Source organism: Xanthomonas sp. DAR 80977 (genome assembly GCF_041240605.1).
GTDB classification, from domain to species: Bacteria; Pseudomonadota; Gammaproteobacteria; order Xanthomonadales; family Xanthomonadaceae; genus Xanthomonas_A; species Xanthomonas_A bundabergensis.
The window spans coordinates 3,271,336-3,296,682 of the sequence record NZ_CP162487.1; the positions used below are offsets into that span (position 1 = coordinate 3,271,336).

The following is a 25,347-nucleotide window of genomic DNA, read 5'->3' on the forward strand; positions in this document are numbered from 1 at the left end:
TTTTGCTTTTGCTTTTGCTTTTACGAATCCCGAATCCCCAATCCCGAATCCCAGCCTCACCGCACCTCGATCTGCACATCCGCCGGCAACGACCGGATCCGCAGTTCGCCGTTTTCCCACTGCGCCGCTTCGCCGTTGACCAGGGTGCGGCCGGGTTCGCCCGGATACGGCCACGGCAGTACCAGGCCGCCGCTGGGCACGCGCAGGCCGCCGCGGATGCCCAGGGTCAGCCGGTTCTTCTGCCGGCGCAGCTGGTAGCTCAGCTCGCCCTGCGGGGTGCGCAGGTCCTGGATCGCGACGCCCTTGCCGTCGAACCATGCGGTCGGCACGCCGGCCGCCAGCACCAGGCTGTCGTCGATGTCGCGCGCGTAGGCGAACATGTCCAGCACCGAGCGCACGAAGTCCGACGCCACCCAGGCATGCGGCAGGTCGCCGACGAAGAACGGCTTGCGCGGCGTGCGCGACACCACCTCGGCCCACTGGTTCCAGGGCTGCGGCGCGCGATCCTTGAAGAAGAACTGGGTCGCGTCCCAGGCGCGCTCGCGCCAGCCCAGGCGCACGAACGCGGCGACGTTGCGCCATTCGTACGGCGTGTAGTCCTTCCACTCGCGCTTGCCGTCGCGGCGGCTGGCGAACTCGCCCCAGTAGCGCTCGAAGGTGTTGCCCAGCAGTTGCGGCGGCAGCCGTCCCTGCTCGCCGCCCGGCGCCAGCGCGATCGTCGTGGAGGTGGGATCGAAATCGCCCAGCTCCGCCGAGCCCGGCAGGAAATCGATGTGGTGCTGCTGGGTGGCGGTCTGCAGCGAGGCGTACAGGTCCTGGCGGAATTCGTCGCGCGCGGCGGCGAAGCGCGCCGCATCGTCGACCCGGCCCAGCTCGGCGGCGATCGCCACCGCGTCCTTGTAGCCGCGCAGCGCCCAGAAGTTGTCCCAGTACGAATGCATCGGCTTGGCCGAATAGCCTTCGTGGCTGATCGACACCGGCATCATCCCGTAGAACGCCGGATTGCGCGCGCGGTTGTCTTCGGTGCGCTCGCTCAGCCGCAGCTGTTCCATGTACTCGTACGCGGCCAGCACGTGCGGCCACATCTTCTCCAGGAACGCGCGGTCGCCGCTGTAGCGGTAGTAGTCGGCGACGCCGAAGATCAGCTCGCCGTGGCTGTCGTTCTCCGGCACCGGGTCGCTGCCGCGGTCGTCCACGCAGCACGGCACCATGCCGTTGGCGAACTGGTACGGCGCGTACCAGTCCAGGTACTCGCGCGCCACGTCGGCGCGGCCCAGGCGCAGCAGGCCTTCGGAGATCATCGCGCCGTCGCGGATCCAGCTGCGCGAATACGAGCGCGTGCCCGGCTGCAGGCGCGGCCCGATCCGCGAGATCAGCATGTGCGCCAGCGCGGTGCGCAAGGTGTCGGCCAGCGCCTTGCCCTCGGCCGGCACGTGCAGCTGCACCCGGTCCAGCTTCTCGCGCCACTGCTCGGCCACCAGTTGCTGCGCGCGCGCCGCATCGAACCCGGACGGCAGCGCCTGCGCGCCGGTCTGCGGGATCACCAGGGCCACCTCGCGCACTTCGCCCGGCGCCAGGCGCCCGCGGTACAGCAGCGCGCCCGAGGCCAGGCCGTCGGCATCGGCCGCCTGCTGCGGCAGCGCGGCGCTGTCGGCGGCCAGGCGCTCGATGTCGATGCCGGCGTCGAACGCGGTGGCATAGGCCGCGTCGGGCTTCTGCACCGCGAACACGCGCGGCTCGCCGTTGACCTGCACCTGGGCGCCGTCGAACGCCAGCAGATGGATCGGGCTGACCCCGCCGACGGTGTTGAGGAACTGGCTGGGCGGGTTCACCTGGAACGGCCGCACCGCCAGCGCCAGGGTGTAGTCGTGCGGCTTCTTGCTCGGGTTGCTGAGCCGGTAGCGCGCCACCAGCTGCGCCTGCTCCGGCGTGCCCTGCACGAAGGCGGTGATGCGCAGGCCGGCGTTGTCGTGGCTCCAGTCCACGCTGGGGATCGGCAGGTAGTCGTCCTGCAGGCTCTGTGCGGTCTTCACGTCGGCCCAGCTCAGGCGCTTGCCGTCCAGCAGCAGGAACGGCTCGATGCTGAAGCCGCCCTTGCCCACTTCGATCGCGCCGTCCTCGCCGACCAGGCCCTGCTCGCGGCCGCCGTCCAGGCCGACGATGGTCCAGTATGGCTGCTCGCCGCTGAACCCGCGCGGGAACCAGCCGCGGGTGGAATCGGCGGCCACCGACTTGACGAAGTCGTTCGGGGTCGCGGCGAAGGCCAGCGGCTGCAGCGCGATGTCGGCGATGCCGTAGCGGAAGCTGGGGCCATCCTCCAGGTCGATGCGCACGTAGCGCGCCTCGGTCTCGGGCATCGGCAACCAGTCGGTGCCGCCGTTGCCGGCGGTGACGGTGCGCAGCTCGCGCCAGCTGCGGCCGTCGGCCGAGCCCTGCACCTTGTAGCGCGAGGCGTACACGCCCGGCGCCCACTGCAGCTTGGCGCCGCCGAACTCGCGCACCTTGCCCAGGTCGAGCATGATCGTCTGGGTCTTGGCGTTGCCGCTGTACCACACGGTGTCCGCCTTGCCGTCGGCGATGCGCTGCTCCAGCGCCGGCGCGGTGTCGGCACTGACCTTCACCGCCAGCGGCGAGGTGTCCTGCGGCGGCAGCGGGGTCAGCGCCAGCTGGTCGAAGCACACCGTGCCCTTGCCGCCGACCTGGTTGTAGATGGTGAACTCGACCTGCGCGCTGCGCTTGAGTTCCTTGTCCGGGCTCGGCCCCCAGGCCTTGTCGATCTGCCGCTTCTTGAAGCTGACCGTGCTCCATTGCTTGGGGAATTCGTAGCGCGGGCGGTTGACCCACCACACGTTGTCGCCGCTGGCGTCGACCAGCTTGAACTGCAGGTCGTTGCTCGGCGAATCGCCGCGCAGCTGGAACGAGAGCTGGTAGTTGTCCGGATACTCGATCGGGATCGCGCGGCGGATGCCGGCGTAGCCGGAGACGCCGTTGAAGTCGTAGTCCAGGCAGATCGCCTTGGCGCGGCCGCCGCTGGCGGCCTGCACCAGCCGGGTCGAGGCGGTGACCTGGTTGGAGACGACGATCTGCCAGTTGTCCAGGTTGTTGAAGCCGTCCAGCGGCACCGGCGCGGTCGGCGCCGCGGCGAAGGCCTGTGCCGCCGCCAGGCCCAGGATGGCCGTCATCCACCGTCTGCTCGTCATCGCCGCTCCCGTCATAGACCTCGTCCCCGTTGTGTCGTTGGCTTTTTTGCAGGAGGGGTTCAACCCCGACGCGTTACCGGCAAGGCGTCGGGGCTGAAGCCCCTCCTACAGGTACATCCCCAATCATCGCCCATGACCTGGCGCGGAGCGATGCCAAGCGTTCGGGAACGCGCGAGCCAATGGCTCGCAAACGCGTCGCCGCACTCGCATCTTTCCCATGCCATCCCTGGCGCAACTGATCGGCTCCGGACAACCCGGCCTGGCCATCCATGGCCAGGCGTTCGGCGCAACGCGCGCCAGTGGCGCTTCATGATCGGCAGAACCGCTGCCATCCGTGGCGTGACACTCGCACTCCAGAACGTCCGGCCCGGCCATCCATGGCCGGGCGTTCGGGAATGCGCGAGCCAGTGGCTCGCAAACGCGTTCCCTCACCCCTTCACGCTTCCCAGCAACAGGCCCTGGATGTAGTAGCGCTGCAGCGCCAGGAACAGCGCCAGCACCGGGATCACCGTCACCACCGCGCCGGCCATCATCATCTCCACGTCCATGATGTGCTCGCGCGACAGCGCCGCCAGCGCCACCGGCAAGGTGTAGTGCTCCTGGTCGGTCAGCACGATCAGCGGCCACATGAAGTCGTTCCACGCGGCCATGAAGGTGAAGATGGTCAGCGTCACCAGCACCGGCTTGAGCATCGGCAGCACGATCTGGAAGAAGATGCGCAGCTCGCCGGCGCCGTCGATGCGCGCCGCCTCCAGCAGTTCGTCCGGGATCGAGCGCGCGTACTGCCGCACCAGGAAGATGCCGAACACCGTCGCCAGCGCCGGCACCACCACCCCGCCGAAGTTGTTGACCAGGTGCAGCTGCTTCATCAGCAGGAACAGCGGCAGCATCGCCACCTGCGCCGGGATCACCAGCGCCGCCAGCAGGACCTGGAAGATCCGCTCCTTGCCGACGAAGCGCAGCTTGGCGAACGCATAGCCGGCCATGGTGTTGACCAGCAGCGAGCCGAGCGTGATCGCGCACGACACCAGCAGGCTGTTGGCGAAGTTGCGCGCCATGCCGGTGCGCGAGAACAGCTCGCCGTAGTTGGCCAGGGTCGGGCCGGTCGGCAGCAGCGGCGGCGGGAAGCGGCTGGCCTGCCCGGCCGGCATGAACGACACCGACAGCATCCACAGCAGCGGCGCCAGGCTGACCAGCGCCAGCACCAGCAGCCCGCCGTTGACCAGCACCGCGTTCCAGCGCGACGCACCGATTTCGCGGCTCATACCAGGTCCTTCTTGCGGCCGAAGCGCAGCATCACGGAGGTCACTCCCAGGATGATCAGGAACAGCAGGAACGCCACCGCCGACGCGCGGCCGAGGTTCCACCACTTGAAGCCTTCCTCGAACATGAAGTACAGCACGCTGACCGTGCTTTGCAGCGGGTCGCCACGGGTCATCACGTAGGGTTCGGCGAACAGCTGGAAGTAGCCGGACACGGTGATCACCCCGACCACCAGCAGCACCGGCCCCAGCATCGGCAGGGTGATGTGCAGGAACTGCCGCCACTTCGACGCGCCGTCGATGCGCGCCGCTTCGTACAGGTCCTGCGGGATGCCCTGCAGGCCGGCCAGGAAGATCACCATGTTGTAGCCGAAGTTCTTCCACACCGCGAACAGCATGATCGTCGGCATCGCCCAGTGCGGGTCGCCGAGCCAGTCGATCGGGCCGATGCCCAGGTGGCTCAGGCCGTAGTTGACCAGGCCGTAGCTGGTGTGGAACAGGTAGCGCCAGATCACCGCCACCGCCACCAGCGTGGTCACCACCGGCGCGAACAAGGCAGTGCGGAACAGCGCCTTGAACCGCGCCACCGGCGCGTTGAGCAGCAGCGCCGCGCCCAGCGAGGCGCCGATCGACAGCGGCACGCCGACGATGACGAAGTAGGTGGTGTTCCACAGCGACTTCCAGAACATCTGCGTCTGCAGCAACTCGATGTAGTTGCCGAAGCCGACGAAGCGCAGGTGGTTGCTGTCGGCCAGCGCGTACAGGTCGAAGTCGGTGACGCTCAGCGCCAGCGCCGACAGCACCGGCAGGCCGAAGAACACGCCGATCACGATCAGCGCCGGCCCGGCGAACAGCCAGCCGACCAGGGAACCGCGCTTCATGGCGCCGCTCCCGCAGCGGCCGGCGCCGCCTGCGGATGCTGCTGCTGGTAGATCCAGCGCCGCTTCTCCAGGATCTCGTCCACGCGCTTGTCCAGGTCCTGCACCGCCTTCTCCTGGCTTTCGCCGCCGCGCACCACGCGCTCGGTGACCAGCCGCATCTCCTGCACGATGCGCTCCCATTCCAGCACCTTCGGCGCCGGCTTGACCCGCTCCAGCTGGTCGCGGAACGCATGCGCCAGCGGATCGTTGGCCAGCGACGGATATTCCCAGGTGCTGCGCCGCGGCGGCATGTCGCCGATCAGCGCATGGAAGCGCGCCTGGGTCTGCGGCCGCGACAGGAACTCGATCAGCTTCCACGCCGCGTCCTTCTGCTGCGACTTGCGGAAGATCACCAGGCTGGTGCCGCCGGCGATGCCGGCGCCCGGGCCGTCGGGACCCGGCAGCGGCATCGTGCCCCACTGCCCTTTCAGCGCCGCCGGCTCCAGCTTGCGGAACTCGCGGATGTTCCACGGCCCGGAGATGTAGAACGCGTAGAAGCCGTTGAAGAACTCGTCCCACACGTTGGAGATCTGGGTCTCGGACATCTTCGGCGCCCAGCCCTGCTCGAACATGTTGGCGTAGAAGCCCAGCGCCTTGCGGAAGCCGGGGCTGCGGAAATTGCCGTAGTTGTTGTGGTCGCGCAGCAGCGGATCGTCCAGCTGCAGGCCCAGCGACAGCTGCTGCTCGAATTCGTTGATCGGCATCAGGATCGCGTAGCGCTTCGGCCCGACATGCTGCTTCACCGCGGCCATGGCCTGCTCCCACTCGGCCCAGGTCTGCGGCAGCTTGTCCACGCCGGCTTCTTTCAGCATGTCCTTGCGGTAGAACAGCAGGCGCGTGTCCACGTACCACGGCACCCCGTACAGCTGGCCGTCGATGACGCTGGTGTCCCATATGCCGGCGAAGTAGTCCTTGGGATCGACCACCTTGGAGCGGTCGACGTAGGGCTGCAGCGGCTGCAAGGTGTCCAGCGCGGCGAACTCGGGGATCCAGGTGTTGCCGAGCTGGCACACGTCCGGCAGCCCGTCGGCGGCGAACGCGGTCAGCAGCTTCTCGTGCGCGGCGGTCCACGGGATGTTCTGGATGTCCACGTGGATGCCGGGGTTCTCCTTCTCGAACTCCGGGATCAGCTCGGCCACCACCTCGGCCTCGCGGCCCATCGCCCAGAACCGCACCACCTCGCCCTGCGGTGTGCGCGCGCAACCGCACACGGCCAGCACCAGCAGGCCCAGCGACACCCAACGGCCGATCGGCAATGCGCTCATTCCGGATTCTGCGGTTGGCGCTGCGCGGGATTTTGCTGCGCCTCGGCGGACGCGGCACGCGACTCGGCGATGCCGAGCGCGCGCGCCGTGGCGGCCTGCTCGTCCTTCTTCGGCACCGGTTGCGTCTCGCCTTCCGGGGTCAGCCAGCCGCCGCTGAAGCCGGCGCGCTCCAGGCCGGTGCGCAGGTACTTGTTCTTCTTCATCACGTTCCAGACGAACTCGTTGCGGTAGTTGGCGATCATCGTCACGATCGCGCCCTGGTCGATGCCGATGTAGTCGCCGGCGACCCAGCCGCGGTTGGGCAGCATGCGCCCGGTCTTGAGCGGGATATCGTAGTTGAAGCTGGGATTGAACGAATCCAGGAAGCCGTAGCTGGAATAGATGTAGTCGCCGAAGCGCTTGTGCATCTCCTGGGTCGCCGGGATCACCACTTCCGGCGCGAACACGATCGAGGACACCGCCGCGGTCGGCGCGATGGTGCCGTCGTCGAAGGCCTCGAACAGGCCGGCGCCGCGGGTGCGGTAGTGGAAGAACTGGCGCTGTTCGCCGCGGTAGTCCTGGGTGGTGTTCTGCGGGCCGTCGCTGGCGGTCAGGCCCCACACGTTCTCGCCGTATTCCTTCCACTTCATCGGGTTGTCGATGGCGTACTCGCGCTGGGCGAGCGTGGCGCGGCGGCTGTTGAGGAAGTAGTCGATGCCGTGTTCGCGCATGTACTGGTCCTGGATGTCGCGGAAGTCGATCCAGACATGGTTGTACTGGTGCGCGAACAAGGGGCCGAACGCCAGGTATTCCTGGCCGTAGTACACGCCCCAGTCCTTGTTGTAGGTGCGCGTCCATTCCTGCCAGGCGTCCGGCTCCACCGCATGGGTCGGCGAGCCCAGCGCCAGCAGGTAGACCATCATGCCTTCGTTGTAGCCCATCCAGTCGTGCTGGATGAAGCCGCGCTCGGGATACCAGCCCATGGTGATCAACGGCTTGCGCTGCTGCATCCACTTCCAGTCCACGCGGCGGTACAGCGTGTCGGCGATCTGGCGGATCTCCTGCTCGTCGGCGGTGTTGCCTTCGTAGTAGGACTGCGCGAACAGCACGCCCATCATCAGCAGCGCGGTGTCCACGGTCGACAGCTCCACCCACTGGTCGTAGCGCAGGCCTTTCTGCATGTCCAGGAAGTGGTAGTAGAAGCCCTTGTAGCCGGCGCGGCCGGTGCGCTGCGGGCCGACCGGCACGTCGCGCAGGAAGCGCAGCGTGGTCAGGGTGCGCTGCACCGCCTGCTCGCGGCTGATCCAGCCGTTCTCGTAGCCGATCGGATAGACGGTGAGCGCAAAGCCGATGGAGGCGATGCTGGCGAACGGACGCGACGGGTAGCGGTCCACCGCCATGCCGTTCTGCTCGTTGGTGGTGTCCCAGAAGAACTGGAAGGTGCGCCGTTCGATATCGTCGAACAGGGGCGGCAACTCGGGCTTGAGCAATTTGGGGGGGAGCTCGGCTTCGATGAGGATCACTTTGACCGGCTTCTTGTCCGCAACGGCCGGCTCCTCGGTTTTCTTGCAGGATGCCAGCAACGTCGCCGTCGCCAGCAGCAGGACCAATGGTAAGCGTGCGAGGCTACCCAGTTTCATGCTTTCGACACCCCTGTGAAATCGTTTACATGCATGTGCGAAATTATCCTATTTCCCGCATCGCCGCGACCACCCTGACATTCCAGGGCGGCCGCGGCAAAGCGCCTACCAGTCCAGGCCCAGCGACAGCTTTGCGGTACGGGTCGCGTACTGGTCGTAGCCGGTGAAGGTGCCGGTGTCCCAATTGACGCTGTACGAGTCGTAGTTCTTCCAGTTGAAGACGTTCAGCACATCCAGGCGCATCTTCAGCTTCACGCTGGACCCGGTGTCCCACACCTTCTGCGCGGCCAGGTCCAGCTGCTTGATGCCCAGCGTGGTGTCGGGGTGGAACTGGCGGATGCGGCACTGCCCGTCCGACGGGCAATAGGTGGTGTAGTAGTACTCCGGCGTGGACAGGGTCAGCTTGCCGGAGAACGTGGTGTCCCACGGGCCGTCGGCGACGCCGCTGATCACCAGGCGGTGCCGCGCGACGCCGCCGGAGGTGAACCAGCCGTAGTCCGACAGCGTCGGGTAGTCCAGCGCATAGTGCTCGCCGAACTGCCGGTTCTCCTTGGCGTTGCTGTAGGTGTAGGCGAAGTTCACGCTCCACGGCGATTCGGAGGTGTACGGCTTCTCCAGGCTCAGCAGCAGCGAGTTGTTGCGCGTCTCCAGGCCGTTCATGCCCAGGATCAGCGAACCGTAGCCGGGCACGCCGTAGTCCCACGGCGAGCCGGAAATGGTGCCCGCCTCGAAGAAGCTGCCGTCCGGGCGGCGGTTGCCGAGCAGGAACACCAGGCCGTCCTTGGACACGATGCGCTGCAAGGTCACCGAACTGTTCCAGTCGTGGCCCAGCATCTGGAAGGTGTCGCGGATGCCGAGGCTGAACTGGTCCGAATACGGCACCTTCAGGTTGTTGGCCAGCAGATCGACCTCGCGGCCGGCCGCCGAGTTGTTCGCCACCAGCCCGTCGAGCGTGGACTGCTGCAGCAGCGAATCGTCCCACTCCAGGCAATTGTTGACGCCGACCGTGCAGGGATGCGCGGCGGTGTTGACCGAATAGCCGTAGCTGCCGTAGGTGGCCTTGGTCTGCTCCAGCGCCAGGTAGTCGAACAGGTTGCGGTCGTAGGAACGCCCGGCGCCGCCGAACACCACGTGCTTCTGGTCGCCGGACAGGTCGTAGGAGAAGCCCAGGCGCGGCTGCCACGCATCCTTGAACGCGTGCCGGTTGCTGCCGTCGCTGATGTAGTTGGAGATGTCGATCCCGCCCAGCGCCAGCGTCTGCGCATAGGTCTGGCCGGCCGGCGCGTTCGGGTCCTGGCCGTAGATCGCCGCCACCACGTCCGGATCGGTCACGTAGTTCAGGTAGCCCGGCGTCTTCTCGTAGTCCCAGCGCAGGCCCAGGTTCAGGGTCAGCCGCTCGGTGGCCTCCCAGTCGTCCTGGAAGTAGATGCCGAACTGCTTGTTCTTGGAGGTCAGCGCCCCCTGGCTGGTGCCGGTGAGGCCGGAGGCGAAGCTGATGTAGTACGGCACCGTGGTGCTGTCGTTGATGTCGTAGTAGTACTGCGGGTTGTAGGGCTGCTGCTCGAGCGTGCTCAGTTCGACCTGCTTGTACTTCACGCCCATCTTCAGGGTGTGGCCTTCCCAGCCGGAGAAGGTCAGGTCGTCCTGGAACGAGTGGCCCTTCTGGCCCTTGTGCTGGTAGCCGCCCGAACCTGCGCCGGTGGCCAGGATCACGTTGCCGGTGTTGCCCGCGCCGTCGGTCAGCACGTAGCCGTCGCCGAAGTTCTTCGGCTCCAGCGACCAGAACGCCTTCTCGTAGGTCAGGTGCGCGTCGTTGAGCCAGTCGCCCATGGTCAGCTGCCAGCGCAGGTCGATCCGGGTCTCGTCCACCTTGCTGTCGGTGGCATAGGACTCGGTGTTCTGCGCGCCGACGTTGCCCAGGCCGGTTTCCTCGCGGCGCTTGGCGGTGAGTTCCAGCAGGTTGTTGTCGTCGACCGACCAGTCGATCTTGCCGAAGTACAGGTCCTCGTGGAACGGCACGCTGCTGTTGCGCACCGACGGCTGCACCGACGCCGGCAGTTCGGCCACGGTATAGCCCTGGCCCGGATACACGTCTTGCGGCGCGGAGTAGTCCTTGCCCTCGTAGGTCACGAAGAAGTGCGCCACGTCCTTGACGATCGGGCCGCCGAACGAGAACCCGTACTGCTCGTCCTTGGAACGGTCCTTGCTGCCCTGCGCCTTCTCGCTCTCGCGCGCGGCGCGCCAATCGGAATTGCTGTAGTCCCAGAAGAAGCTGCCGTGGAAATCGTTGCCGCCGGAGCGGGTCACCGCCGACACCGCCGCGCTGCTCAGCTGGTCGTACTCGGCCTTGTAGTTGGAGGTGATGACCTTGTATTCGCCGATCGCCAGCTGCGGGAACGGATTGCCGCGACTGGAGTCCTGCCCGGTGATGCCGCCGGCCAGCACGTAGTTCTTCTGGCCGACGCCGTCGATGAACACGTTGATGTTGTTCGCGCTCTGCGCGCCGGACTGCAGCTTGGTCGAACCGTCGCTGGGGCTGGTCTCGAACACCATGCCGGGCACGGTGTCGGCGAAGGCCAGGAAGTTGCGCGAGCTCTGCGGCAAGGCCTCGATCTGGCGCGTGGTGACGTAGGTGGCCACCTCGGAGGTCTTGGTCTCCACCGCCAGCGGTGCGGTGACCTGCACGGTGTCCAGGGTGGTGGCATTGCCGCCGGCGCTGGCGGCCGCGCCGCCGACGCCGAGATTCAGCGTCGCCGCCTGGCCGACCTGCACGGTGACGGTCTGGCTGCTGGTGCTGTCGCCGGACTGCACGTCGACGCGGTAGGTGCCCGGCGGCAGGCCCGCCACCGAATAGCTGCCCGACGCGCCGGTCTGGACGCTGCGGCTGAAGCCGGTGGCCACGTTGGTCGCGGTCACCTTCGCGCTGCCGGCCGGTGCGGCATCGACCGTCACCTGGCCGCGGATGGTGGCCGCGGTGCTCTGCGCGAACGCCGGTGCGGCGGCGAGCAGCAAACAGCCGGCCAGGGCGCAGGCGAGTACGCTGCGTTGCGGCCGGCACGTCGATTGGATGTGGTGTTTCATGAAACCCTCCCGTGGGTTCTTCATGTTCTGGTTGCAGGAATGGCGAATTGGCCGAATGTGAGCAAGAAGTCCAACAAGATGTCCGCAGACACGGGCAGCGACGACGTTGCGCGGCCCATGCCTTTCCCACATTTGACGCTGCGATCGCCTACGACCTGCCGCAACGTCGCGCTCGGCCCGAGCAGCGCCTCCTCGCGCTGCGGCAGGACCGCGCGGACGCGGACGCGCTGTTTCGACATCGTGCGCGTCCCGGCAATCGCTTACAGCCACTCCGAAAACATGCCCTGCAACCGCCGCGGCTCCCGAACCGGTTCGGGAGCCGCGGCCACAGCATTTACCAGTTCAGGCCGAACGACAGCTTGAACGTGCGCATCGGCGACGCCAACACCCCGTTCGCGGTGCCGTACGCCGTGTTGAGGTCGTCGTAGGTACCGGTGTCGGTGTTGTAGTCCGCATAGTTGGTCCAGTTGAACAGGTTGATGACGTCGGCGCGCACGTTGAACTTGATGCCCGCGCCGGTATCCCATTCCTTGTTCGCCGCCAGGCTGAATTCCTTGTAGCCCAGCGTGGAATCCGGCTTGTACTGGATGATATAGCACTGGTCGTTGCCGGCCAGGCAGTTGGTGCCGTAGCGCGGGGTCTGGCTGGCCAGCGACAGCTTGCCCGACAGGGTGATGGCGTACGGCAGCTCGTAGATGCCGGTCACCACCAGGCGGTTCTTCGGGATACCGCCGGCCTCGCGCCAGCCGTAGCCGGCCATCGACGCCTGGTCCAGCGCGTAGTGCTCGCCGTACTGGCGGTTTTCCTTGGCGTCGGAGAAGGTGTAGGCCACGGTCAGGCCCCAGCCCGATTCCTTGTCGTAGGGCTTGTCCAGCTTCAGCGCCAGCTGGTTGTTGCGCGTTTCCAGGCCGTTGGTGCCCAGCACGATCGCGCTGTAGCCGTTCGGCGAATCGGTCGGCACGCCGGAGGTGGTGCCCGGCAGGAAGAACGAACCGTCGGCACGGCGGTTGCCGCGCAGGAACACGAAGCCGTCCTTGCTCACGATCCGGCTCAGGGTCACGTCGGTGTACCAGTCGTTGCCCCACAGGTGCACCATGTTGCGCATGCCCAGGCTGAACTGGTCGGAGTACGGCACCTTGATGTTGTTGTCGATCAGGTAGATCTCGCGGCCGCCGCCACCGGTGTTGGCCGAGGCCAGGCCGTCCAGGCCGGCCTGGGTCGCGTAGCTGTCGTTCCAGGGCAGGCACGGGGCGCCCAGGCAGGCATTGTTGTCGCTGCTGAAGTAGTAGCTGTACGACTTGAAGCTGTTGTTGAGCTGCTCCAGCGCCAGGTAGTCGAAGATGTTGCGGTCGTAGGCGCGGCCGGCGCCGCCGTAGATCACGTGCGCCTGGTCGCCGAACAGGTCGTAGGAGAAGCCCAGCCGCGGCTGCCACGCGTCCTTGAACGCCTTGCGGTTGTGGCCGTTGCTGATGTAGTTGGAGATGTCGTAGTTGGCGTTGTCCAGGTTGCTCCAGTTCTGCAGCGCGCTGGCGACGTCGGCCGGGGTGACGAAGTCGAGGAACGACGGGGTCTTCTCGTAGTCGTAGCGCACGCCGAGGTTCAGCGTCAGGTGCTCGTTGACCTCCCAGTCGTCCTGCAGGTAGATGCCGTACTGCTTGTTCTTGGACACCACCGAACCGCCGCTGGTATCGCCCCAGCGCACCCGGTACGGCGTGTCGGTATCGGTCAGGATGTTGTAGTAGTACTGCGGATTGGCCGGATTGATCTGGGTCGAATCCAGTTCGATGTCCTTGTACTTGAAGCCCATCTTGACGGTATGGCTGCCGTGCCAGTCCATGCTGTTCAAGGTCAGGTCGTCCTGCAGGGTCCAGCCTTCCTGGCCCTTGTTCTGGTAGCTGCTGCCGGCGCCGGCGGTGAGGATGGTGGTCTCGTTGCCGGCCTGCGGCACGTACGACAGCACGTAGCCGCTGCCGTTGGTCAGCGGATCCTGGGTCCAGTACGCGCTCTCGTAGCTCAGGTTGAGGTCGTTGAGGAACGCGGCGCCGGTGTACTGCCAGCGCAGGTTGGCGCGCTTCTCTTCCTGGCCGTTGGTACTCCCGTGCTGATAGGTGGTGGTGTCGCCGATGTCCGACAGCTCGTCTTCCTTGCGGTACTTGCCGCTCAGTTCGAACAGGCTGTTGTCGCCGATGGTCCAGTCGATCTTGCCGAAATACAGGTCTTCCTTGAACGGGGTGCTGTAGGTGGCGACCAGCGGCTGCAGTTGGCTAGGCAGCTGATCGACGCGATCGGCATAGATGCCGCCGGGGATCACCGTGTTGGGCGTGGTGTATTCCTTGGCCTCGTAGGCCACGAAGAAGTGCGCGCGGTCCTGCAGGATCGGGCCGCTGAAGGTCGCGCCGTACTGGGTCTCGGAAAAGTCGTCGCGCTTGCCGGCCTCGCGTTCCAGCGGGCTCTCGGCGCGCCAGTCGTCGTTGGTGGTGTCCCAGAAGAAACTGCCGTGGAAATCGTTGCCGCCGGACTTGGTCGAGGCGACGATCGCCGCGCTGCTGACCTGGTCGAACTCGGCCTTGTAGTTGGAGGTGATGACCTTGTACTCGCCGATCGCCGACTGCGGGAACGGATTGCCGCGGCTGGAATCCTGGCCGCTGACGCCGCCGGTCAGCACGTAGTTCTTCTGGCTGATGCCGTCGATGTAGACGTTGGTGCCGTTGGCCGAGGTCGCGCCGGAGCGCACCGTGGTGTTGCCCTTGGCGTCGCGCTGGAACTGCACGCTCGGCACGCTGTCGGCCAGTTCCAGGAAGTTGCGCGTGGCCTGCGGCAGCTTCTCGATCTGCACGTTGGAGATATAGGTGGCGTTCTCGGAGGTGCGCGTCTCCACCAGCACCGGCGGCGCGGTGACCTGCACCGCATCGAGCGTGGTGGCGCCTTCGCCACTGGCGCTGGCGGGCTGCGCGCCGCCGAGGTTCAGCGTCGCGGTCTGGCCGACCTGCACGGTGACGTTCTGGGTGGTGGTCTGGCCATTGGCGGTCAGGTCGATGCGGTACGAGCCCGGCGGCAGGCCGCCGACCGCATAGCTGCCGTTGCTGACCTGCACGGTGCGCGACAGACCGGTCGCCAGGTTGGTGGCCGTGACCTGCGCCTGTGCCGCCTGCGCCGAATCCAGCGCGACCTGCCCGCGGATCGTGGCGGCGGTGCTCTGCGCGAACGCGGGCGCAGCGCTCAGCAGCAGGCAACTGGCCAGCGCACAGGTGAGAAGCTTGCGCGCAGGCCTAGCCGCGGTCTGAGTACGTTGATGCATGAAAACCCTCCAGGTTGGTTCTTAGTTGTTGTAGCGACTGCGTAAACAAGGAAAAAAGTGCAGCAAGTGCAGCGTCGAAAACGGCATGCGACAGCGGCGACGGCGAGGTGGCTCCTCCTATTTCTTCATGACATTGCGGCTGGAATCGCGCACGACGAGCAGCGGCGTCAGCGTCTGCCGAAGCCCCGCGTCGTTCCCGGGTTGATCGATCAACTGCAGCAGGCGCCGCATCGCCTGCTCGCCGAGGCCGGCGATACTCACCTGCATGGTGGTGAGAGAGGGGTGAACGAAGCGCGCCAGCGGGATGTCGTCGAAGCCGGCCAGGGCGATGTCGTCGGGCACGCGCACGCCGGCCTGCGCGAACGCGTACAGGCAGCCGAGCGCGGTCATGTCGTTGGCGGCGAACACCGCGTCGGGCAGCGGGCCGGCCTGCAGCATCGCCTGCCCCGCGCGATGCCCCGAGGCTTCGTCGAACTGCCCGGGAAACTCCTGTCCGGCCGCGCCCGGGTGCGCGGCGATGGCGTCGCGGAAGCCGCGCAGGCGTTCGCGCGCATCGAAGTTCAGTTCCGGGCCGCCGACGAAGGCGATGCGGCGATGGCCCATCGCCAGCAGGTGCTCGGTCATCGCCACCGCGCCGGCATGGTCGTCGATGCTCAGCACCGGATACTCGGCGCCCGGCAGGTAGGTGTTGATCAGCACCGTCGGCAGCGCCTGCGGCAGGTTGTCGGTGAGGAAGCCGGGACGCTCGGCGTACGGCGACAGCACCAGCAGGCCGTCCACGCGCCCGCGCATCGCGCGCAGCGCGCGGCCCTGCTCTTCCGGATCGCCGTGGTAGCTGGACACCAGCAGGTGCTGGCGGCGCGCGCGCGCGGCGCCGTCGATGCCGCGGATCAGCTCGGAGAAGAATTCGCCGTACAGGTCCGGCAGCACCACGCCCAGGGTCTGGGTGCGGCGGCTGCTGAGGCTGCGCGCGGCCGCGTGCGGGCTGTAGCGCAGCCGCTCGGCCACCTCCAGCACCAGCTTGCGCACCGGCTCGGCGACGTTCTCGTGGCCGTTGAGCGCACGCGACACCGTGGCCACGGATACCCGCGCCTCGCGTGCGACATCTTTGATGGTGACCGCGCTCTTCGCCATCGTGCCGCCCTCCGCGGCCGAGACTATTGAGAAACTGGCGCGGACTGTAATCGTTTTCAGGGCGAGGCAGAAGCCTTTTGTTATTTTTTCAATAAAACACTTTAAATTCAATCACTTGATCGAATGCGAAATCGCCGGAATCATGCCGCGACGCAACATAATTGCCATGCAGATTCCGGCTTTTTCGCCCGCCGCGGCGCCTGCGCGGCGACGCCCGCAGCGCCTGCGCCGCTGTGCGGGTGCCGCGCTCAGCCGGCGTCGCGCGGCGTCTCGGCCTGGATCGACAGCGCATGGATGTCGCTCTGCATCATCGCCCCGAGCGCGGCGTAGACCGCGCGGTGCCGGGCCAGCGGCGCCATGCCGGCGAAGGCGGCGCTGACGATGCGGACATTGAAATGGCCGCGCCCGTCGCGCGCGCCGGCATGGCCGGCATGGCGGTGGCTGTCGTCCTCGACCTGCAGCGCGTGCGGCGCGAACGCGGCCTGCAGCGCGGCACGGATGCGCTCGACCCGGCTCGCGGCGGTCTCGCTCACGGCAGGCCCGCTCACGGCAGGGTCTTCCGAAACGGCCGCACCTCGACCCGCGCATACACCCCCGCGGCCACGTACGGATCGGCCTGCGCCCAGGCCTGGGCCTGCGCCAGCGCGTCGAACGCGGCCACCACCAGGCTGCCGCTGAAACCGGCCGGACCCGGATCCTCGGCGTCGATCGCCGGGCACGGGCCGGCCAGCAGCAGGCGCCCCTCCTCCTGCAACGCCACCAGCCGGGCCAGGTGCGCCGGCCGCGCCGCCGCCCGCCGCGGCAACGCATCGGCGCCGTCGTATCCCTCGATCACGTACCACATCCCGCCACCTGCCCTTCGCTTCGCATATGAACCCCGCACAATTCTAGCGCCACGGCGCTGGACACCGACCCGGCTGGCGCATTACCCTTGGTTCCATTGCACGCGGCCGGATGCAGCGGCCCGTCGGTGATTGGCGCCCCAGCCCCTTCCGACGACCGATTCGCTGCCTGACACCGCCCGCGCAGACGTCCTCCTCAAGCTGTCCCGTCGCCGCGACTCGTGCGGCGTACGCCTTGTGTCCTGTCGAAGTGCGGATCGCGTTGCGGGGATGGCCCGACGTGAACCGCAGTCCTGCAGGCAGGGAGCCGAGCCGGATCGCCCCTGCCCGGCCCTTCGCTACCGCAACACCTGATGTCCAACCGATGACCTCCGAACTCGCGCTCGACGCGAACCCGCCAATCCAGTCGACCGCGCCACAGCAGCAGGAAATGCCGCTGGCGGTGGTGCATGGGCAACCGGTGCTGCAGATCCCGCAGGACCTGTACATCCCGCCGGATGCGCTGGAAGTGATCCTGGATGCGTTCGAAGGCCCGCTCGACCTGCTGCTGTACCTGATCCGCCGGCAGAACCTGGACATCCTGGACATCCCCGTCGCCGAGATCACCCGGCAGTACGTGGACTACATCAACGTGATGCAGGAGCTGCGCTTCGAACTGGCGGCCGAATACCTGGTGATGGCCGCGATCCTGGCCGAGATCAAGTCGCGGATGCTGCTGCCGCGGCCGCCGGCGCAGGAAGGCGAGGAAGCCGACCCGCGCGCCGAGCTGGTACGCCGCTTGCAGGAGTACGAGCGCTTCAAGCAGGCCGCCGAGGACATCGACGCGCTGCCGCGGCAGGACCGCGACACCACGCCGGTGCAGGCGCACGTGCCGGACCGCGCCGCGGTGAAGCTGCCGCCGCCGGTGGAACTGAAGGAGATGTTGCTGGCGCTGTACGACGTGCTCAAGCGCGCCGAACTGTTCAGCGGCCACGCGATCAAGCGCGAGGCGCTGAGCGTGCGGCAGCGGATGGGCGATGTGCTGAGCCGCCTGGACGACGGCCGGTTCTACCGGTTCGAGTCGCTGTTCAACGCCGAGGAAGGCAAGCTCGGCGTGCTGGTCACCTTCCTGGCCTTGCTGGAACTGGCCAAGGAACAGCTGCTGGACATCGTCCAGGAGCCGATGGAGCACGTCGTGCGCAATGGCGAACGGCTGCCGCTGGCGCCGATCTACGTCAAGTCGCTGGCGCTGGGCAACACCAACGAACCGCTGCAGTTCAACAGCGAGTTCGACGATACCGACGCCGCCAACGACCCTACCTGAGTCCACGAAGACCCACCCACGCATGGATCAAGCGCTGATCAACCGCATCGTCGAGGCCGCCCTGCTCGCCGCCAACCAACCGCTGCCGCTGGCCCAGCTGCACGGCCTGTTCCCCGAGGACGAGCCGGCGCCGCCGGGCAGCATCGAGCGCGCGCTGGAGCGGTTGCGCGAGGCCTGCGCCGGGCGCGGCGTGGAACTGGTGGAAGTGGCGTCGGGCTTCCGCTACCAGGTCAGCAGCGAGGTGCACCCGTGGGTGGCGCGGCTGTGGACCGAACGCAAGACCCGCTACACCCGCGCCACGCTGGAGACCCTGGCGCTGATCGCCTACCGCCAGCCGATCACCCGCGGCGAGATCGAACAGGTGCGCGGCGTGGCGGTGAGCAGCAACATCATCCAGGCGCTGGAAGAGCGCGAGTGGATCCGCGTGGTCGGCCACCGCGACGTGCCCGGCAAGCCAGCGCTGTTCGGCACCACCAAAGGCTTCCTCGACTATTTCGGGCTCAAGCGCCTGGACGAACTGCCGCCGCTGTCGGAACTGAAGGACATCGGCGAACTGGAACCGCAGCTGCAGCTGGACCGCGACACGCTGCCGGTCGGCGACATCGCCCAGGCCGGCGCGGACGCGGCGGACGCCGATGCCGCCCCGGCCGACGCGGACCAAGCGTCGCCCGCCGCGGCGAGCGACGCCGCCGCCGCCGCCGCCGCCGCCGACGACGACGATACCGCAGCCGACCTGGACGAAGCACAGGCCGACACCGCGACCGGGACCGCCGCTGCGGACGCCACTGCCGCCGCGGACAGCCCTACCGATACCGACAACGAAACCGAAACCGATGCAGACGCCGCCACCGCGGCGGCGGCCTCGGCCAGCGACACCGCCCCGACGGGCGAACCCGAAGCCGCGCCGGGCAAGCGCGCGGCGGATGCGAACGAAGCCGAAGACAACGCCGTCGCGACGACGACCGTGGCTGTTGACGATGCCGATTCCGAACCACAGGCCGACGCAGCCCGCGCTGGCCGGAGCCAAGTAAATGAGTGACACCTCCCGCAAGCTGTCGTTGAACAAGCTCTCGCTCAAGCGCGATGCCGCCGGCGAGCAGCCGAAACTGGAAGAACGCCTGCACAAGGTGCTGGCACAGGCCGGCCTGGGATCGCGCCGCGCGCTGGAGCAGCGCATCGCCGACGGCCTGGTCAAGGTCAACGGCGAGGTCGCGCAGACCGGCATGTCGGTCAAGAGCGGCGACAGGATCGAGCTGGACGGCCGCAGCTTCGTCGCCAGCGCGCTGACCGAGCCGGCGCGCGTGCTGATCTACAACAAGCCCGAAGGCGAAGTGACCACGCGCGAGGATCCCGAAGGCCGCCCGACCATCTTCGAGGCGCTGCCGGCGCTGAAGGGCGCACGCTGGATCGCGATCGGCCGCCTGGACATCAACACCACCGGCCTGCTGCTGCTGACCACCGATGGCGAGATGGCCAACGCGATGATGCATCCGTCCTACGAGATCGAGCGCGAGTACGTGGTGCGCGTGCGCGCCCCGGAAGGCGAGGACAAGGTGCCCGACAGCATGGTCGAGCGCCTCTCGCGCGGCGTGCTGCTGGAGGACGGCGGCGCCAAGTTCGACGAGATCGAACGCATCGGCGGCACCGATTCGCACGACTGGTTCCGCGTGGTGGTCAAGGAAGGCCGCAACCGCGAAGTGCGCCGGCTGTGGGAATCGCAGGGCTGCCAGGTCAGCCGCCTCAAGCGCACCCGCTACGGCAAGGTGGGCCTGCCGCGCGAACTGCTGCGCGGGCAGTCGCTGGAACTGGCGCAGGACAAGGTCGAGGCGCTGCGCGCCGAGCTGAAGCTGGAAGAAGGCACGCCGTCGGCGCTGACCCTGCAGCCGGTGATCGGCCAGCGCAAGGCGGCCAAGGCCACCGTGCAGGTCGGCCGCGGCGGCAACGCCTACGTCAACGGCCACAACGTCGCCGACGAAGGCCGCGAGCTGCGCCGCTTCGACAACTTCCGCGAGGACCGCGGCCGCGGCCGCGGCGGCAAGAAGCCGCACGGCGGGCTGACCGTCAGCGGCGAGATGGCGGCCAAGCAGGCGCAGAAGCCGTTCAAGCAGCGCAGCCCGAAGGGCCCCAAGCCGCTGCCGGACGGCAACCCCGCCGCGTTCCGCACCTGGTACGTGCCCGATGGCGTCAGCACCGGCCCGACCGGCCACCGCAATGCCGGCCCCGCCTCGCGGGGCGGCCCGGGCCAGGGTCAGGGCCGCCCCTACGGCAAGCCGCGCCCCGCCGGCGCCGGTGCCGGCCAGGGCGCAGGCCAGGGCCGCGGCCAGGGTCAGGGACAAGGCCAGCGCAAGGCGCATCCGTACGGGCATCCGGGCAATGCGCCGAGCTTCCCGTCCGACCACGCCAACCCCGGTTTCAGCCCCTACGGCGCCGCGCCGCGCTCGGCGCGTCCGGCCGGCCCGCGCGCCGACGGGCAGAAGCGCGGTCCGGGCGGCCCGGGCGGTCGCCCGGCCGGCAATCGCCCCGGCGGCGGGCGTCCGGGTGGCGGCGGCCGCCCCGGCGGCGGCAACCGCGGCCCGCGCGGCGGCGGCTGAGCGCGATGCGGCCGGCACCTCGGTGCCGGTCGCGCAACCGAGACGAAGGGCGCCTGCGGGCGCCCTTTTTGCTGATGCAGCTGTGGCAGGCGGCAGGTGCTGGACACGCGGTGGCTGCCGACGACGCCAGCGTGACGTGCGGCGATGCCGATCGAGGCGATGCACGCCGGAGCGGCAATGCATCAGGCGGGCGATCAGGCGGCCACAGCGTCGCTGCGCCGATCGCTCACCGCAATGCGCCAGCGAAATGCGCGCGCAGATTCAGCGCGTCGGCCATCGCCGAGCCGCCCGCAGCGTCCAGGCCATCGGCCTCGAGGATCGCGATGGCGGCCGGTACCGACGAAGCGCGCCATGCTCCGGCCCTGCCGGCTACGGCGTGCCCGCCCGGCATTGCTGGCTGTACGCCACCGCGTAGGATTTTTCCATGCAGCGCGCCAGCCCTTCGACCACGTCGGCATTCGGCGGCCAGCGCATCTTCAGCATCTGCCCATCCTGCATCGGCAGTTCGATGAAACCGTCCTTCAACGGCGGCAGCTCCGGCGACGGCGGCACCGCCTGCAGCGCCTGCTGCGCCGCGGCCAGCCCCTTCCTGTCGTGGGCGAGGAAGGCCATCGTCGCATCCACGTAAGGATTCCAGCCGGCGGGATCCTGCTGCGCGGGCTTCTTGGACGCCTGCATCAGCGCCATCGCGGCCGGGTAATCGCCGGCGAACGCACGCAGTTGCCCCTCGTGCCAGTAGAGAATGCTGGCGTCGCCGGGATGCGCCTTCCGGTAGTCGCGGATCAGGTCGGCGGCGGCCACCTCGCAACCCGGACGCGCCGCGACGGCGCGCCAACCGCCGCCGCCATTGCCCACGTCCTGATCGAAGTGTTGCTGGTCCAGCGCCAGCAGCGTCGGCCTGTCGATCTCGCACGCCGGCGCGCTCGGCTCGGCGGCCGTTGCGCCGCGCATCCACAAGGACGTCATGAGTGCAGCAGCGAATACGATTCTGCGCATCGAATTGCTCCTCCCAGCTCCACCTTGGTCCCGTGCCGGAATCCGCGTCGCGACGCGCGCGCGTCTGCGCCGTTTCCGCCCGACCGACCGCACTCTCCACGACACCGATGCGCAACGCGCGCCAAGCCGATATCCTAGCCGCCCTTGCGGCCGACTTCCCCGGCCGCGCCTCTACCGATCAGGATAATCCATGTCACGGAAGATGCTGCTGCCCCTGTTGATCGCCGCCGTGCTGAGCCTCGGCGCCTGCAAGAAGGTGCAGGAAGAAGTCGCCGCCGCGCAGAACCCCTACCCCAAGAGTTCGCCGCTGCACGCGCCGTTCGACCGCATGCTGCGCAAGCTGGTCAACGACCCGCGCTATGTGGCGCTGCTCAAGCAGGGCGACAAGGCGAAGGCGCAGCAGGCCGGCTTCGAACTGGCGCAGAAGGGCATCGCCCGCCTGGACCACGCCACCCTGGAACAGCGCCTGGAGATCCTCGCCGCGGTCAGCGAGAAGGTGGACGTGCCCAAGTGCGCGCTGCTGGCCCGCGGCGGCAACCCGAACGATGCGCAGGCGATGAGCGCGGCGATGCTGCAGGGGCTGGAGACGCTGCCGCCGGCGCAGATCGATCAATGGTTCGACGTGTCGCTCAAGGCCACCGATGCGCAGCTGAGCAATACGCCGCCGCAGACGGTGGCGCCGGCCGATGTCGAAGCGGCGATGACCAGCCTGATCACCGCCCTGCCCTCCGACCAGCAGCAGCGCCTGGTGAAGGTGCTGCCGCAGATGGCGCAGGCCAGCGACGAGGACGCGTGCTGGGCGGCACGTACGCTGTACAGGCAGGCCCTGGCCACCAGGGAACCGGTGCGCGGCCAGCTGGCCTGGGTGTTCGCCCAGCAGTAAGCCGGGCTGTCGGCGCTGCGGCCTTCTTCGCGAAGACCGCGGCGCCTCGGCGCCGTCGCGATCGCGGACGGCGCCGCGCGGCTCAGCGCCGCTCGATGGTGAAGCCGCCCACCGCCACGCCCAGGTCCCAGCCCTTGCCGGTGCCGGCCAGGGCCAGCGAGATATCGCCCTTGGTCATCACCTGCGCGTCGGAGGACTTGGCCGCGCCGGCATGCGCCTCGGCGGTCGCGTAGGTGCCGAACAGGTCGTTGAGCGTATAGGCGCCGGTGAAGCGGCCGCGGCCGTCGACGATCTTCGACTTGCCCACGCTCAGGCCGCCGCCCTTGGCGCTGATCTTGACCGGGATCTTGGAGCCGTTGTCGCAGGTGATGGTGCCGGTGCCGGTGGCGGTCTTGTAGAACACCGACCAGCCCGAGAGGTTGAAGCGCAGCTGGCAATCGATGTTGCCGGCGGCATGCGCCTGCGGCATGAAGGCGATGCCGGCGAGCAGCGCGGCGGTGGTCAACAGTTTGTTGTACATGGCGACGCTCCAGTGGATGGGAAACCGGGCCGAGCCTAGCAGCGCGCCCTGCAAGACGGCGTCAGCGCACGCGGCCCGGCATGGCGCCGTTCAGCGATCGGCGTTGGGCGCGCCCAGGCTGAAGGCGTCGGCGTCGAGCATCGCCGGGAAGCGCGCGCGGTGCGCGGCCAGCGCCGCCGCCGAGATCGTGGTGGTGGCCACCTGCTCGCGCTCGCGGATCTCCAGCTGCGGCTGGCCGAGGAAGTCGATGACCGCGCTGTCGCCGGCATAGTGCAGGCCGTTGCCGTCCTCGCCCACCCGGTTGACCGCGGCCACGAAGCACAGGTTCTCGATCGCGCGCGCGCGCAGCAGGGTGCGCCACGGGTAGGCGCGCGCCGACGGCCAGTTGGCGACGAAGAGCTGCAGGTCGAAATCCAGCTCGCCGGGGCGCTCGACGTCGTAGCGGTTGCGGCAGAACACCGGGAAGCGCAGGTCGTAGCAGACCTGCGGATTGATCCGCCAGCCCTTCCACTCCACGCACAGCCGCTCGCGCCCGGCGGCGTAGCGCTGGTGCTCGTTGGCGTAGCGGAACAGGTGGCGCTTGTCGTAGTGCCGCAGCTCGCCGTCGGGCGTGGCCCACAGCAGGCGGTTGAAGACCTTGGCCGCGCCGTCCTCGCCGATGACCCGCAACTGCGCGCTGCCGGTCACCGCCGCGCCCAGCCGCGCCGCCTGCTCGCGGATCCAGGCCACGGTCGGCCCGTCCATGCCCTCGGCCTGGTCCAGCGCCTCGTTGGAGAAACCGCTAGTGAACGTTTCCGGCAGGATCACCAGATCGGTGGCGCCGGCCAGCGGCGCCAGCAGCTCGGCGTAGTGCGCGCGATTGCCGGCCGGATCGTGCCAGCGGGTGTCGCCTTGGACGAGGGAGATGCGCAGGTCGGTCATGGTGGGGCCGGGATTGGGGAGTCGGGATTGGGGATTGGCAAAAGCGGGGTTCGGGTCTTGATCTGGATTGAGGCAGCCAGGTTTCCGCGGGCGGTTCTTCGCTTCTACGAATCCCCAATCCCGACTCCCCAATCCCGGCGGCTCATCAGAGCCGCTGCAGCCGCTCGATCGCCGCATCCAGTGTCGCTTCGTTCTTGGCGAAGCACAGCCGCGCCAGGCGCTGGCCGGGCGGCGGGGTCTGGTAGAACGGCGACAGCGGGATCGCGGCCACGCCCTTCTCGATGGTCAGCCACTTCACGAATTCGGTGTCGGGCAAGTCGCTGACCGCCGAGTAGTCGACCAGCTGGAAGTAGCCGCCCGGCACCGGCAGCGGGGCGAGCCGGGTGGTCAGCAATTGTTCGCGGAAGCGGTCGCGCTTGGCCTGGTAGAACGCGCCGAGCTGTTCGTCGTGCTCGGGTTCGTCGCGGATCATCGCGGCGAAGGCGTACTGTGCCGGGCCGAAGCTGGTGAAGGTGTTGTACTGGTGCACCTTGCGGAATTCGGCGCTGAGCGCCGGCGGCGCGATCGCGTAGCCGATCTTCCAGCCGGTGCAGTGGTAGGTCTTGCCGAAGCTGGAGACGACGAAGGCGCGCTCGCGCAGCTCCGGCCAGCGCAGCACCGATTCGTGGCGGCGGCCGTCGAACACGATGTGCTCGTAGACCTCGTCGGAGATCAGGAAGATGTCGCTGCCGCGCAGCAGGTCGGCGACCGCCTGCAGGTCGTCGGCGCCGAGCATCGCCCCGGACGGGTTGTGCGGGCTGTTGAGGATCAGCAGCCGCGTGCGCGGGGTGATCGCCGCGCGCACCCGCTCCCAGTCCACCGCGAAGGTCTGCGGGTCCAGCGGCACGTGCACCGCGCGCGCGCCGGCCAGGTCGATCGCCGGCTCGTAGCTGTCGTAGGCCGGATCCAGCACGATCACCTCCTCGCCCGGCCGCACCACCGCGTGGATGGCGTTGAACAGCGCCTCGGTGGCGCCGCTGGTCACGGTGACCTCGGTGTCCGGGTCGACCTGCGCGCCGTAGCAGCGCAGCGCCTTGCCGGCGATCGCCTGGCGCAGCACCGGCACCCCGGTCATCGGCGGGTACTGGTTGTGGCCGTCGCGCATCGCCTGGGCGAGCGTGTCGATCAGCCGCGCCGGCGCGGCGAAGTCGGGAAAGCCCTGGCCCAGGTTGACCGCGCCGTGCTCGGCGGCCAATTGCGACATCACGGTGAAGATGGTGGTGCCCACCTTGGGCAGCTTGGTCTGCGGGAGCATGCGTCGGCTACGGAAACGGGAAAGCGCCGAGTGTACGCAAAGCCGCCTGCCGGCGATGCGGCGGCGGCATGCAAAACAGCGTTCCCCGCATGGCGCGCGGCGCCGCCGCCGGCATGCAGCCGCCGCCGCGGCGCCCGCGCCGGAGCGCCGCATGCCGATACAATGCGCGGCTCCCGCCGCCACCGCCTGCCGCCGCGCCCGTCCCGCTGCGGCCCTTC

The 25,347-nt window shown here is 68.3% G+C and carries 19 protein-coding genes; 4 read left to right on the forward strand and 15 right to left on the reverse strand.

Features of this window, described 5'->3' with window-relative positions; genetic code table 11:
- Positions 1–56: 56 nt before the first annotated feature.
- The 11 genes from AB3X10_RS13825 to AB3X10_RS13875 form a co-directional block, all read right to left on the reverse strand.
- A complete protein-coding gene (locus AB3X10_RS13825) occupies positions 57–3,182 on the reverse strand; it encodes a discoidin domain-containing protein (RefSeq protein WP_369975666.1) in 3,126 nt (1,041 codons plus the stop codon).
- Between the two features lie 446 nt (positions 3,183–3,628).
- The gene (locus tag AB3X10_RS13830) at positions 3,629–4,465 is read right to left on the reverse strand and encodes a carbohydrate ABC transporter permease (protein WP_145700468.1); all 837 of its coding nucleotides are present in this window, start codon (positions 4,463–4,465) and stop codon (positions 3,629–3,631) included.
- The gene (locus tag AB3X10_RS13835; protein ID WP_369975668.1) at positions 4,462–5,343 is read right to left on the reverse strand and encodes a carbohydrate ABC transporter permease; all 882 of its coding nucleotides are present in this window, start codon (positions 5,341–5,343) and stop codon (positions 4,462–4,464) included. The genes AB3X10_RS13830 and AB3X10_RS13835 overlap by 4 nt, the downstream gene beginning before the upstream one ends.
- Positions 5,340–6,647: a sugar ABC transporter substrate-binding protein gene (locus AB3X10_RS13840; RefSeq protein WP_369975669.1), complete on the reverse strand. Its 1,308-nt coding sequence runs from the start codon at positions 6,645–6,647 to the stop codon at positions 5,340–5,342. Before AB3X10_RS13840 ends, AB3X10_RS13835 begins: the two co-directional genes overlap by 4 nt.
- Positions 6,644–8,266 carry a glucoamylase family protein gene (locus AB3X10_RS13845; RefSeq protein WP_369975671.1) on the reverse strand — a complete coding sequence of 541 codons (1,623 nt, stop codon included), beginning with the start codon at positions 8,264–8,266 and terminating at the stop codon, positions 6,644–6,646. Before AB3X10_RS13845 ends, AB3X10_RS13840 begins: the two co-directional genes overlap by 4 nt.
- Before the next feature lie 105 nt (positions 8,267–8,371).
- Complete coding sequence (locus tag AB3X10_RS13850) at positions 8,372–11,347, reverse strand: TonB-dependent receptor (protein ID WP_369975673.1); 2,976 nt, start codon at positions 11,345–11,347, stop codon at positions 8,372–8,374.
- Positions 11,348–11,367: 20 nt separating this feature from the next.
- Entirely contained in the window at positions 11,368–11,586 is a 219-nt protein-coding gene (locus AB3X10_RS13855) for a hypothetical protein (RefSeq protein ID WP_369975675.1), read from the reverse strand.
- A gap of 95 nt (positions 11,587–11,681) precedes the next feature.
- The gene (locus tag AB3X10_RS13860) at positions 11,682–14,645 is read right to left on the reverse strand and encodes a TonB-dependent receptor (protein WP_369975677.1); all 2,964 of its coding nucleotides are present in this window, start codon (positions 14,643–14,645) and stop codon (positions 11,682–11,684) included.
- A gap of 117 nt (positions 14,646–14,762) precedes the next feature.
- Complete coding sequence (locus AB3X10_RS13865; RefSeq protein WP_369975679.1) at positions 14,763–15,779, reverse strand: LacI family DNA-binding transcriptional regulator; 1,017 nt, start codon at positions 15,777–15,779, stop codon at positions 14,763–14,765.
- 248 nt (positions 15,780–16,027) lie between these two features.
- Positions 16,028–16,327, reverse strand: coding sequence for a BolA family protein (locus AB3X10_RS13870; RefSeq protein ID WP_369975680.1), 300 nt, complete (start codon positions 16,325–16,327; stop codon positions 16,028–16,030).
- A complete protein-coding gene (locus AB3X10_RS13875; RefSeq protein ID WP_369975682.1) occupies positions 16,324–16,623 on the reverse strand; it encodes a YciI family protein in 300 nt (99 codons plus the stop codon). The genes AB3X10_RS13870 and AB3X10_RS13875 overlap by 4 nt, the downstream gene beginning before the upstream one ends.
- 362 nt (positions 16,624–16,985) lie before the next feature.
- Here AB3X10_RS13875 and AB3X10_RS13880 point away from each other — a divergent pair, with 362 nt between their 5' ends.
- The 3 genes from AB3X10_RS13880 to AB3X10_RS13890 are packed head-to-tail and all read left to right on the forward strand — an operon-like array spanning position 16,986 to position 20,515.
- Positions 16,986–17,924: a segregation and condensation protein A gene (locus AB3X10_RS13880; RefSeq protein ID WP_369975684.1), complete on the forward strand. Its 939-nt coding sequence runs from the start codon at positions 16,986–16,988 to the stop codon at positions 17,922–17,924.
- A gap of 22 nt (positions 17,925–17,946) precedes the next feature.
- A complete protein-coding gene (gene scpB, locus AB3X10_RS13885) occupies positions 17,947–18,963 on the forward strand; it encodes an SMC-Scp complex subunit ScpB (RefSeq protein ID WP_369975686.1) in 1,017 nt (338 codons plus the stop codon).
- A complete protein-coding gene (locus AB3X10_RS13890; RefSeq protein WP_369975688.1) occupies positions 18,956–20,515 on the forward strand; it encodes a pseudouridine synthase in 1,560 nt (519 codons plus the stop codon). The genes scpB and AB3X10_RS13890 overlap by 8 nt, the downstream gene beginning before the upstream one ends.
- A 369-nt stretch (positions 20,516–20,884) precedes the next feature.
- On the opposite strand, the gene AB3X10_RS13895 is transcribed toward AB3X10_RS13890, so the two are convergent.
- On the reverse strand, positions 20,885–21,511 hold the full coding sequence (locus AB3X10_RS13895; protein WP_369981829.1) for a hypothetical protein: 627 nt from the start codon (positions 21,509–21,511) through the stop codon (positions 20,885–20,887).
- 190 nt (positions 21,512–21,701) lie between these two features.
- On the opposite strand from AB3X10_RS13895, the gene AB3X10_RS13900 reads away from it, so the two are divergent.
- Positions 21,702–22,394 (forward strand): hypothetical protein, encoded by a 693-nt coding sequence (locus tag AB3X10_RS13900; RefSeq protein ID WP_369975689.1) that lies wholly within the window; start codon positions 21,702–21,704, stop codon positions 22,392–22,394.
- Positions 22,395–22,476: 82 nt separating this feature from the next.
- On the opposite strand, the gene AB3X10_RS13905 is transcribed toward AB3X10_RS13900, so the two are convergent.
- The 3 genes from AB3X10_RS13905 to AB3X10_RS13915 all read right to left on the reverse strand — a co-directional run bounded on the left by AB3X10_RS13905 (position 22,477) and on the right by AB3X10_RS13915 (position 25,129).
- Positions 22,477–22,914: a hypothetical protein gene (locus tag AB3X10_RS13905; RefSeq protein ID WP_179563979.1), complete on the reverse strand. Its 438-nt coding sequence runs from the start codon at positions 22,912–22,914 to the stop codon at positions 22,477–22,479.
- A 90-nt stretch (positions 22,915–23,004) separates the two neighbouring features.
- Positions 23,005–23,835 (reverse strand): amidohydrolase, encoded by an 831-nt coding sequence (locus tag AB3X10_RS13910; RefSeq protein ID WP_369975690.1) that lies wholly within the window; start codon positions 23,833–23,835, stop codon positions 23,005–23,007.
- Positions 23,836–23,980: 145 nt separating this feature from the next.
- Positions 23,981–25,129: a pyridoxal phosphate-dependent aminotransferase gene (locus AB3X10_RS13915; protein ID WP_369975692.1), complete on the reverse strand. Its 1,149-nt coding sequence runs from the start codon at positions 25,127–25,129 to the stop codon at positions 23,981–23,983.
- Between the last annotated feature and the right edge of the window lie 218 nt (positions 25,130–25,347).

Coding starts and splice junctions, on each gene's coding strand:
- AB3X10_RS13835 (WP_369975668.1), bottom strand. CDS start 5,343: ATGAAGCGCGGTTCCCTGGTCGGCTGGCTGTTCGCCGGGCCGGCGCTG.
- AB3X10_RS13845 (WP_369975671.1), bottom strand. CDS start 8,266: ATGAAACTGGGTAGCCTCGCACGCTTACCATTGGTCCTGCTGCTGGCG.
- AB3X10_RS13875 (WP_369975682.1), bottom strand. CDS start 16,623: ATGTGGTACGTGATCGAGGGATACGACGGCGCCGATGCGTTGCCGCGG.
- AB3X10_RS13830 (WP_145700468.1), bottom strand. CDS start 4,465: ATGAGCCGCGAAATCGGTGCGTCGCGCTGGAACGCGGTGCTGGTCAAC.
- AB3X10_RS13840 (WP_369975669.1), bottom strand. CDS start 6,647: ATGAGCGCATTGCCGATCGGCCGTTGGGTGTCGCTGGGCCTGCTGGTG.
- AB3X10_RS13855 (WP_369975675.1), bottom strand. CDS start 11,586: ATGTCGAAACAGCGCGTCCGCGTCCGCGCGGTCCTGCCGCAGCGCGAG.
- AB3X10_RS13865 (WP_369975679.1), bottom strand. CDS start 15,779: ATGGCGAAGAGCGCGGTCACCATCAAAGATGTCGCACGCGAGGCGCGG.
- AB3X10_RS13825 (WP_369975666.1), bottom strand. CDS start 3,182: ATGACGGCCATCCTGGGCCTGGCGGCGGCACAGGCCTTCGCCGCGGCG.
- AB3X10_RS13915 (WP_369975692.1), bottom strand. CDS start 25,129: ATGCTCCCGCAGACCAAGCTGCCCAAGGTGGGCACCACCATCTTCACC.
- AB3X10_RS13850 (WP_369975673.1), bottom strand. CDS start 11,347: ATGAAACACCACATCCAATCGACGTGCCGGCCGCAACGCAGCGTACTC.
- AB3X10_RS13910 (WP_369975690.1), bottom strand. CDS start 23,835: ATGACCGACCTGCGCATCTCCCTCGTCCAAGGCGACACCCGCTGGCAC.
- AB3X10_RS13905 (WP_179563979.1), bottom strand. CDS start 22,914: ATGTACAACAAACTGTTGACCACCGCCGCGCTGCTCGCCGGCATCGCC.
- AB3X10_RS13860 (WP_369975677.1), bottom strand. CDS start 14,645: ATGCATCAACGTACTCAGACCGCGGCTAGGCCTGCGCGCAAGCTTCTC.
- AB3X10_RS13895 (WP_369981829.1), bottom strand. CDS start 21,511: ATGCGCAGAATCGTATTCGCTGCTGCACTCATGACGTCCTTGTGGATG.
- AB3X10_RS13890 (WP_369975688.1), top strand. CDS start 18,956: ATGAGTGACACCTCCCGCAAGCTGTCGTTGAACAAGCTCTCGCTCAAG.
- scpB (WP_369975686.1), top strand. CDS start 17,947: ATGGATCAAGCGCTGATCAACCGCATCGTCGAGGCCGCCCTGCTCGCC.
- AB3X10_RS13880 (WP_369975684.1), top strand. CDS start 16,986: ATGACCTCCGAACTCGCGCTCGACGCGAACCCGCCAATCCAGTCGACC.
- AB3X10_RS13900 (WP_369975689.1), top strand. CDS start 21,702: ATGTCACGGAAGATGCTGCTGCCCCTGTTGATCGCCGCCGTGCTGAGC.